This is a genomic window from Corallococcus praedator, assembly GCF_003612125.1.
Taxonomy (GTDB): Bacteria; Myxococcota; Myxococcia; order Myxococcales; family Myxococcaceae; genus Corallococcus; species Corallococcus praedator.
The window spans coordinates 23,134-32,095 of sequence record NZ_RAWI01000063.1 but is presented as its reverse complement, the minus strand read 5'-3'; the positions used below and the strand labels follow the sequence as shown (position 1 = coordinate 32,095).

Here is an 8,962-nt window from a genome sequence, read left to right as displayed (position 1 = left end):
GCGAGGACATGGAGCGTGGCCAGGTGCTGGCGAAGCCGGGCTCCATCACGCCGCACACCAAGTTCAAGGCGCAGATCTACGTGCTGTCGAAGGAAGAGGGTGGGCGCCACACCCCGTTCTTCAAGGGCTACCGCCCGCAGTTCTACTTCCGCACGACGGACGTGACGGGGACGGTGAAGCTGCCGGACAACGTCGAGATGGTGATGCCGGGCGACAACATCGCGATCGAGGTGGAACTCATCACCCCGGTGGCGATGGAGAAGGAGCTGCGGTTCGCCGTTCGTGAGGGTGGCCGTACGGTGGGCGCGGGCGTCGTTGCGGAGATCATCGCCTGATCGGCTTCACGCCGACCAGCTTCCACGGGCACTGAGTTGCCGAGGGGAGGGCTGCTTTTGTAGCCTTCCCCTCTCGCATCTGGTGAAATGAGCCATGCCGAAGGGTAACCGTTCCATCATCTCGCTCGAGTGCACCACGTGCAAAGAGCGGAACTACACGACCACGAAGAACAAGCGGAAGAGCCAGGACAAGCTCGAGTTGAGCAAGTTCTGCCCTCGGTGCCGCAAGCATACGGACCACAAGGAAGGCAAGGTCTAGGTCGCGCGTTCCATGAAGGTTTAGGCCAGTAGCTCCAACGGTAGAGCAGCGGTCTCCAAATCCGCGTGTTGGGGGTTCGAATCCCTCCTGGCCTGCCAGCTTCAGTACAGGGACCCCCGGTACCGAGCGGTGCCGGGGGTCCCTGCCTTTTCGCAGTCCAGCTTCCGCAGTCCCTCGTGAGGCACCATGGCGACGGCAACTGAGGCCAGCCAGCAGGCTAACCGCTCGGGCATCGACCCCAAGCGGCTCGTGGTCATCTTCTATCTCGTCGCCGGCATCGTCCTGGCCCTCTTCCTGGAGCACGTCTTCGGGTTGCTCTGGAGCCGGTTCGGCTGGAGCGACGTCGAGCTCTTCGAAGGTCTGGGTTGGCGAGTATCGACCCTCGTGGGCTACGCCGTGGCCCTGGGGTTGGTGCTGGCGGCCTACTTCCACCCCCGCACGCACGCGCTGTCCATCGACGTGGCGTCCGAGCTGATGAAGGTCACCTGGCCTACCTGGTCGGAGACCCGCGCTTCGACCATGGCCGTGGTCGTCGCCTCGCTCGTGGCGGCCATCCTGCTCTTCTGCATCGACACCGTCGCGTACAACTTGATGGTGGAGTGGCTGCCTGCCCTGTGGGGGAAGCTGTAATGGCGAAGAAATGGTTCACCGTCCAGACCTACTCGAACTACGAGAACCAGGCGAAGAAGAACCTGGAAGAGCAGGTGCGCCTCAAGGGCCTGCAGGACCAGGACTTGATCGGTGAGATCCTCATCCCCATGGAGCAGGTCGTGGAGATGGTGAACGGCGAGAAGAAGACCACCCGCCGCAAGCTCTTCCCGGGCTACATCTTCGTCCAGATGGAGCTCAGCGACACGACCCTGCACCTGGTGAAGAACACCTCCAAGGTGACCGGCTTCCCGGGCGTCGGGCAGAACGAGCAGCCCCGTCCCATGTCGGACGCGGAGGTCGCTCGGCTCACCGCCCAGGTGACCGAGGGCGCCCACAAGGCCAAGCCCAAGGTCCAGTTCGAGACGAGCGACACGGTGCGCGTCATCGACGGCCCGTTCGCCAACTTCAACGGCACGGTGGAGGAGGTCAACCCGGAGAAGGGCCGCGTGCGCGTGCTCGTCAGCATCTTCGGTCGTGCGACCCCCGTGGAGCTCGATTTCATGCAGGTGGAGAAGACCACCGGCTAAACAGGCTTCCGCGTCCGGATGACGGGCGCGGATCAACGGGTGGGAGGGTCGTCCCGTCTGGCGACCCGCTGGAACCACCCCATCGAAAGGCAGCAGTCCGCCGATGAAGAAGATCACAGGTCAGGTCAAGTTGCAGATTCCCGCCGGCAAGGCGAACCCCGCCCCGCCGATTGGTCCCGCCCTCGGTCAGCAGGGCGTGAACATCATGGAGTTCTGCAAGCAGTTCAATGCCAAGACGCAGGCAGAGGCGAAGGAAGGTCTCATCATCCCGGTGATCATCACCGTGTATGCGGACCGCTCTTTCACCTTCATCATGAAGACGCCTCCCGCCGCCATCCTCATCAAGAAGGCCGCGGGTCTCCACACGGAGAAGAAGAAGGGTTCGGGCGCGAAGAAGCCGGGCAAGGAGAAGGTGGGGCAGATCACCCGGAAGCAGCTCGAGGAGATCGCCAACAAGAAGATCCAGGACACCACCGCCGCGTCCCTCGAAGCCTGCATGAACACCATTGCTGGCACCGCGCGCTCCATGGGCATCGAAGTCGTCGGCTAGCCCGCCCCCTCTCTCAAGGATTCCTGCCATGGCTACCAATGGAAAGAAGTTCCGCGCGTCCTCCGAGCTGGTGGACCGCAACAAGCGCTACCCCGTCGCCGAGGGCTTCGCGCTGCTGAAGAAGACGGTCGAGTCGCGTGCGACGAAGTACGACCAGACGGTGGATGTCGCCATCAACCTGGGCGTGGACCCGAAGCACGCGGACCAGATGGTCCGTGGCGCCGTGGTGCTCCCGCACGGTACCGGCGCCACCGTGCGCGTGGCCGTGTTCGCCAAGGGCGAGCGCGCGACCGAGGCGGCCAACGCCGGCGCCGACATCGTGGGCGCGGAGGACCTCCAGAAGCGCATCGAGGAAGGCTTCCTCGACTTCGACACCGTCATCGCGACGCCGGACATGATGGGCGTGGTCGGTCGCCTCGGTAAGGTGCTCGGTCCCCGCGGCCTCATGCCCAACCCGAAGGTCGGCACGGTCACCATGGACGTCGCCAAGGCCATCCGCGACTCCAAGGGCGGTAAGGTCGACTTCCGCGCGGAGAAGGCGGGCATCGTCCACGCGAAGATGGGCAAGGCCTCTTTCGAGACGGCCAAGCTCGAGGCGAACTTCAACGCGCTGGTGGACCTGGTGATGAAGCTCAAGCCGGCCACCGCCAAGGGCGTGTACCTGCAGGGCATCGCCATCTCGACGACGATGGGGCCGGGCATCAAGCTCGACACCACCGAAATCCTGGCGCGCCACCGTTAGTTCGCGGCGCCAGCGGGCCGGAAAAGGTGCGCTCCCTGACGGGGAGTGTCCGTCCTGTCGCCTGCTGAACGTCGGTCTCATAGAAAGTGCTGGATCTTTGCGAAAGCCGGGGGTATAGGCCCCCGGCTTTTGCAATTGGAGCGCCATGTCGAGAGACGCGGCGTTCCGACCTGGTTCATGACAGCAGGGACCTGGAAGGGAAGAAGACGCGTCCGTTGGGAACCGGGCAACCGGTCGGGCGTTCATTCCACTCCAGGTTCAAACGGCCGCAAGGTCAGCCCTGCCGAGACTGGAGGTGCGGTGTGGTGCCTCTCGGAGGCTCCTCCCTCGCTCTGCCACTTTGGCCCAGGCATCACGCCCGACCGTCAGGTCGGGCCATAAAGGAGGTGAGTCAAGGTGCTGAAGAGCGAGAAGGAAGTGATGATCAAGGAACTCCACGAGAAGTTCGCCCGGACCAAGTCCGCGGTGGTCGCCGAGTTCTCCAAGGTGGATGTGGAGACGGTGACCAAGCTTCGTCGGAAGTTCCGCGAGGGCAAGGTCGAGTACAAGGTCATCAAGAACACGCTGGCGCGCCGTGCCGCTGAGGGTACGTCCGTCTCCGTGATTTCGGATGACTTCACGGGTCCCGTGGCCCTGTGCATCAGCTACGACGACGTGGTGGCTCCTGCCAAGATCCTGATGGATTTCATCAAGGACATGGAGACCATCAAGGTCCGCAGCGCCGTGGTGGACGGCCGCAAGGTCGACGTCAACGGTGTGAAGGCGCTGGCGAAGTTGCCGGGCCTCAACGAGCTCCGAGGGCAGTTGCTCGGAATGCTTACCCAGCCTGCTGGCAAGCTGGTTCGGACCATCGCGGCCCCCGGGTCGCAGCTCGCGCGGGTCATCCAGGCCAACGCGGACAAGTCGAAGCCCGAGTAATCGTCCCGAGAAGTTTTTCTACCGCAACCCCCACGGCTGGGCTGACCCACTGGGTCGCCGGCCGTTAGTCAACACCAGAAGGACACAGTTCCATGGCTGACCTGAACAAGATTGCCGAAGACCTCTCCTCCCTGACCATCCTGGAGGCCGCTGAGCTCGTGAAGGCCCTCGAGGCCAAGTGGGGCGTTTCCGCCGCGGCCGTTGCCGTTGCCGCGGGTCCTGCCGTCGCCGCCGCTCCTGTCGAGGAGAAGACGGAGTTCAACGTCATTCTCGCGAACGCGGGCGCGAACAAGATCAACGTCATCAAGGAGATCCGCGCCATCACCGGCCTGGGCCTGAAGGAGGCCAAGGACCTGGTCGAGGGCGCGCCCAAGACGGTCAAGGAAGGCGTCAACAAGGACGACGCCAAGAAGATCAAGGACCAGCTCACCGCGGCTGGCGCCACCGTCGAAGTGAAGTAGTTCTGACAGGGGCTGTCCTGTTCTTCCGGGAAATCCCGGGCAGCCTCCTGACTGGATGAGCAGGCCGGCGTCCCCTTTGCTGGGGCGCCGGCTTTGCCCATTTGACATTTGCCAAATTTCCCGGCGCCGCCGCGCGTTACTGAAGTTTGCCCCGCCCGAGCAGCCGTCTCCGGAGACCGAATGCCGACGCAGATCCAGAACAATTTCCGCGTGCGGAAGACCTTCGCCAAAATCGCGAAGATCATCGACATTCCCAATCTCATCAACATCCAGAAGCAGTCCTACGAAAAGTTCCTCCAGGCCGACATTGCCCCGGAGAAGCGCGAGGACCTTGGCCTTCAGGGTGTCTTCAAGTCCGTCTTCCCGATCCGGGACTTCAACGAGACCTCCTCGCTGGAGTTTGTCAGCTATCACCTGGAAAAGCCGAAGTACGACGTCGATGAGTGCCACCAGCGTGGAATGACCTACTCGGCGCCCATCAAGGTCGTCGTGCGCCTGGTCGTTTGGGACAAGGACGAGGAGACCGGCGCCCAGTCGATCCGCGATGTGAAGGAGCAGGAAGTCTATTTCGGCGAAATCCCGCTGATGACCCAGAACGGTACGTTCATCATCAACGGCACCGAGCGCGTCGTGGTGAGCCAGCTGCACCGCAGCCCGGGTGCGTTCTTCGACCACGACAAGGGCAAGAGCCACTCGTCGGGCAAGCTGCTCTACAACGCCCGCATCATCCCGTACCGCGGCTCGTGGATCGACTTCGAGTTCGACCACAAGGACCTGCTGTACGTGCGCATCGACCGGCGCCGCAAGCTGCCGGCCACTGTGCTCATCCGCGCCCTGGGCGCCGTCGGTGACACGGCGAAGAAGAACCCGCTCGACTTCAAGGGTTCCACCGAGGAGATCCTCAACTACTACTACGCCACCGAGACGATCTACCTGCAGAGCGCCGCCGACTTCGAGAAGAGCGTCGAGCTGGAACTCCTGCCGGGTCAGCGCGCCACGCGCGACATCAAGACCAAGTCCGGTGACCTGATCGTCAAGAAGAACCGCAAGTTCACGCGCGCCGCCATCAAGAAGCTCGAAGCGGCGAAGATGACGAAGCTGCCCATCGACGCGGACGAGCTCTTCACCAAGGTGTCCGCCTACGACGTCGTGGACGAGAACACCGGCGAGGTCATCCTCGAGTGCAACGAGGAGGTCTCGCAGGAGAAGGTGGACGAGCTCCTCAAGCGCGACATCAAGGAGTTCAAGGTCCTCTTCATCGACAACCTCAACGTGGGTCCGTACCTGCGTGAGACGTTGATGCTGGACAAGATCGAGTCGCCCGAGCAGGCCATCATGGAGATCTACCGGCGCCTGCGCCCGGGTGATCCCCCGACGCCGGAGACGGCGACGAACCTGTTCAGCAACCTGTTCTTCAATCCGGAGCGCTACGACCTGTCCAAGGTCGGCCGCCTCAAGCTGAACTTCAAGTTCAGCCTCGAGGAGCCCCTGGATGGCCAGATCCTCACCAAGCGCGACATCCTGGAGGTCATCCGCTACCTGATCGACCTCAAGAACGGCAAGGGGACGATCGACGACATCGACCACCTGGGCAACCGGCGCGTGCGCGCGGTGGGTGAGCTGCTGGAGAACCAGTACCGCATCGGTCTGGTTCGCATGGAGCGGGCGATCAAGGAGCGCATGAGCCTCCAGGAGATCGAGACGCTCATGCCGCACGATCTCATCAACGCCAAGCCCGTGACGGCGGTCATCAAGGAGTTCTTCGGCTCCAGCCAGCTGTCGCAATTCATGGACCAGACGAACCCGCTCTCGGAAGTGACGCACAAGCGTCGCCTCTCCGCGCTCGGGCCTGGCGGTCTCACGCGTGAGCGCGCCGGCTTCGAGGTGCGCGACGTGCACCCGACGCACTACGGCCGCATCTGCCCCATTGAGACGCCGGAAGGTCCGAACATCGGCCTCATCGCGTCGCTGTCGACCTACGCGCGCGTCAACGAGTTCGGCTTCGTGGAGACGCCGTACCGCAAGGTGGACGCGGGCAGCGTGACGGCGGACGTGGCCTTCTACTCGGCGCTCGAGGAGGAGAAGCACACCATCGCCCAGGCGAACGCGGAGACGGACAAGAAGGGCAAGTTCGTCAACGCGCTGGTGCAGAGCCGCCGCAGCGGCGAGTTCGTCCAGGTCAAGGCCGAGGACGTGGACCTGATGGACGTGTCCCCGAACCAGTTGGTGTCGGTGGCCGCCTCCCTCATCCCGTTCCTGGAGAACGACGACGCGAACCGCGCGCTCATGGGCTCCAACATGCAGCGTCAGGCCGTGCCGCTGCTGCGCACGTCCGCGCCGCTCGTGGGCACGGGCATCGAGGCCATCGTCGCCCGCGACTCGGGCGTCACCTGCGTGGCGCGCCGCGACGGCATCGTGGAGTCGGTGGACGCCAGCCGCATCGTGGTGAAGGCGGACTCCAACGCGGCCCTGAGCGACGTGTCGAGCGAGGTGGATATCTACAACCTGCTCAAGTACCAGCGCTCCAACCAGAACACGTGCCTCAACCAGAAGCCCATCATCCGCAAGGGTGACCGGGTGAAGAAGGGCGACGTGATCGCGGACGGTCCGGCCACCGAGACCGGTGAGCTGGCGCTGGGACAGAACATCGTCGTCGCGTTCATGCCGTGGCAGGGCTACAACTTCGAAGACTCCATCCTGCTCAGCGAGCGCATCCTCAAGGAGGACGTCTTCACGTCCATCCACATCGAGGAGTTCGAGTGCATCGCGCGCGACACCAAGCTGGGCAAGGAGGAGATCACCCGCGACATCCCGAACGTGGGTGAGGAAGCCCTCAAGGACCTGGACGAGAGCGGCATCATCCGCATCGGCGCCGAGGTGAAGCCCGGCGACGTGCTGGTGGGCAAGATCACCCCGAAGGGCGAGACCCAGCTCTCCCCCGAAGAGAAGCTGCTGCGCGCCATCTTCGGTGAGAAGGCCGGCGACGTGCGTGACAGCTCCCTGCGCGTGCCTCCGGGCGTCGTGGGCACCGTCATCAACGCCAAGGTGTTCAGCCGCAAGGGCGTGGAGAAGGACGAGCGCGCCAAGCAGATCGAGTCCATGGAGGAGGCGAAGCTCCTCAAGGATCAGAACGACGAGATCAAGGTCCTCCAGGACTCCGCCTACAGCCGCCTCCGCGGCCTGGTTCGCGGCAAGGAGGTCCAGGGCAAGCTCGTGGACGACAAGGGGAAGATCCTCCTGAAGAAGGGGGACATCCTCAACGACGAGCTGCTGACCACGGTGCCCTACAAGTACTGGGGCGAGATCTCCGTCGGTGAGCCGCTGGACGCGCGCCTGCGCGACATCCTGCGCAGCCTGGAAGACACGAAGGAGGCCGTGAAGCTGGCCTTCGGCGAGAAGATTGCCCGCATCAAGAAGGGCGACGAGCTTCCTCCGGGCGTCATCAAGATGGTGAAGGTGTACGTCGCCATCAAGCGCAAGCTGGCGGTGGGCGACAAGATGGCCGGTCGCCACGGCAACAAGGGCGTTGTGTCCCGCGTCCTCCCCGAGGAGGACATGCCGTACCTGGAGGACGGGCGTCCGGTGGACATCGTCCTCAACCCGCTCGGCGTCCCCAGCCGCATGAACATCGGGCAGATCCTCGAGGTCCACCTGGGTTGGGCCGCGAAGGGCGTCGGCGAGCAGCTGCAGCGCTACCTCGACGAGAACTTCAGCGGCGAGCAGCTCAAGAAGCAGCTGAAGACCGTGTACGACGACAAGGCCTTCGGCGACTTCGTGGACGGCCTGTCCGACCAGGAGGTCCAGGACCTCTGCCGTCGCCTGAAGAAGGGCATCCACGTTGCGACGCCGGTGTTCGACGGCGCCCGCGAGACGGAGCTGCACGCCCTCTTCGACGAAGGCCGCCTGCCCCGCTCGGGCCAGATGGTGCTCTTCGACGGTCGCACGGGTGAGCCGTTCGACCAGAACGTCACCGTGGGCGTGATGTACATGCTCAAGCTGCACCACCTGGTGGACGAGAAGATCCACGCCCGTTCCATCGGGCCCTACTCGCTCGTCACGCAGCAGCCCCTGGGCGGCAAGGCCCAGTTCGGCGGCCAGCGTCTGGGAGAGATGGAAGTGTGGGCGATGGAGGCCTACGGCGCGGCGTACACGCTGCAGGAGTTCCTCACCGTCAAGTCGGACGACGTGGTGGGCCGCACGCGCATGTACGAGGCGATCGTCAAGGGCGACAACGTCCTGGAGAGCGGCCTGCCCGAGTCGTTCAACGTGCTCCTCAAGGAACTCCAGTCGCTGGCCCTGGACGTGGAATTGCTGGAGAGCGCGCCCCCGGAGCGTCAGCGCAGCTTCGGCGGCGACTTCCTGGGTGGTGGCGACGGCGAGGACCGGAAGTCCGGGACCGAAGCCTAGGCCTTTTTAGCAGCCGGTGCGCCCGCCTGACCGGTCGGTATCGCTTCCTCGTGGAGGGAGCGGCCGACCGGGTGCAGGGCGGGGGCCCGAAACGTTTGGCGCCTTGAGCGCT

At 64.1% G+C, this 8,962-nt stretch carries 9 protein-coding genes and 1 tRNA gene; all 10 read left to right on the top strand.

What is annotated here, in order from left to right; translation table 11 throughout:
* Positions 1-335 (top strand): EF-Tu C-terminal domain-related protein (locus tag D7Y13_RS11240; protein WP_500683181.1); only part of this gene is annotated, 335 nt, incomplete at its 5' end.
* Positions 336-429: 94 nt separating this feature from the next.
* Positions 430-594 (top strand): 50S ribosomal protein L33, encoded by a 165-nt coding sequence (gene rpmG, locus D7Y13_RS11235; RefSeq protein ID WP_002617522.1) that lies wholly within the window; start codon positions 430-432, stop codon positions 592-594.
* Between the two features lie 22 nt (positions 595-616).
* Positions 617-692 (top strand) — tRNA-Trp (locus D7Y13_RS11230).
* An 88-nt stretch (positions 693-780) separates the two neighbouring features.
* Positions 781-1,224, top strand: coding sequence for a preprotein translocase subunit SecE (secE, locus tag D7Y13_RS11225; protein WP_120533440.1), 444 nt, complete (start codon positions 781-783; stop codon positions 1,222-1,224).
* Positions 1,224-1,772: a transcription termination/antitermination protein NusG gene (nusG, locus tag D7Y13_RS11220; protein WP_120533439.1), complete on the top strand. Its 549-nt coding sequence runs from the start codon at positions 1,224-1,226 to the stop codon at positions 1,770-1,772. Before secE ends, nusG begins: the two co-directional genes overlap by 1 nt.
* A gap of 103 nt (positions 1,773-1,875) precedes the next feature.
* Complete coding sequence (gene rplK, locus D7Y13_RS11215; protein WP_120533438.1) at positions 1,876-2,322, top strand: 50S ribosomal protein L11; 447 nt, start codon at positions 1,876-1,878, stop codon at positions 2,320-2,322.
* 28 nt (positions 2,323-2,350) lie between these two features.
* Positions 2,351-3,064, top strand: coding sequence for a 50S ribosomal protein L1 (gene rplA, locus D7Y13_RS11210; RefSeq protein ID WP_120533437.1), 714 nt, complete (start codon positions 2,351-2,353; stop codon positions 3,062-3,064).
* Between the two features lie 396 nt (positions 3,065-3,460).
* Entirely contained in the window at positions 3,461-3,982 is a 522-nt protein-coding gene (gene rplJ, locus D7Y13_RS11205) for a 50S ribosomal protein L10 (RefSeq protein ID WP_120533436.1), read from the top strand.
* Between the two features lie 92 nt (positions 3,983-4,074).
* Positions 4,075-4,443: a 50S ribosomal protein L7/L12 gene (gene rplL / locus D7Y13_RS11200; protein ID WP_120533435.1), complete on the top strand. Its 369-nt coding sequence runs from the start codon at positions 4,075-4,077 to the stop codon at positions 4,441-4,443.
* 180 nt (positions 4,444-4,623) lie between these two features.
* Positions 4,624-8,850: a DNA-directed RNA polymerase subunit beta gene (gene rpoB, locus D7Y13_RS11195; protein WP_120533434.1), complete on the top strand. Its 4,227-nt coding sequence runs from the start codon at positions 4,624-4,626 to the stop codon at positions 8,848-8,850.
* Positions 8,851-8,962 lie beyond the last annotated feature (112 nt).

Bases quoted from the DNA above. Each gene is read 5' to 3' on its own strand.
- rpmG (WP_002617522.1), top strand. From the start codon at position 430: ATGCCGAAGGGTAACCGTTCCATCATCTCGCTCGAGTGCACCACGTGC.
- secE (WP_120533440.1), top strand. From the start codon at position 781: ATGGCGACGGCAACTGAGGCCAGCCAGCAGGCTAACCGCTCGGGCATC.
- nusG (WP_120533439.1), top strand. From the start codon at position 1,224: ATGGCGAAGAAATGGTTCACCGTCCAGACCTACTCGAACTACGAGAAC.
- rplK (WP_120533438.1), top strand. From the start codon at position 1,876: ATGAAGAAGATCACAGGTCAGGTCAAGTTGCAGATTCCCGCCGGCAAG.
- rplA (WP_120533437.1), top strand. From the start codon at position 2,351: ATGGCTACCAATGGAAAGAAGTTCCGCGCGTCCTCCGAGCTGGTGGAC.
- rplL (WP_120533435.1), top strand. From the start codon at position 4,075: ATGGCTGACCTGAACAAGATTGCCGAAGACCTCTCCTCCCTGACCATC.
- rpoB (WP_120533434.1), top strand. From the start codon at position 4,624: ATGCCGACGCAGATCCAGAACAATTTCCGCGTGCGGAAGACCTTCGCC.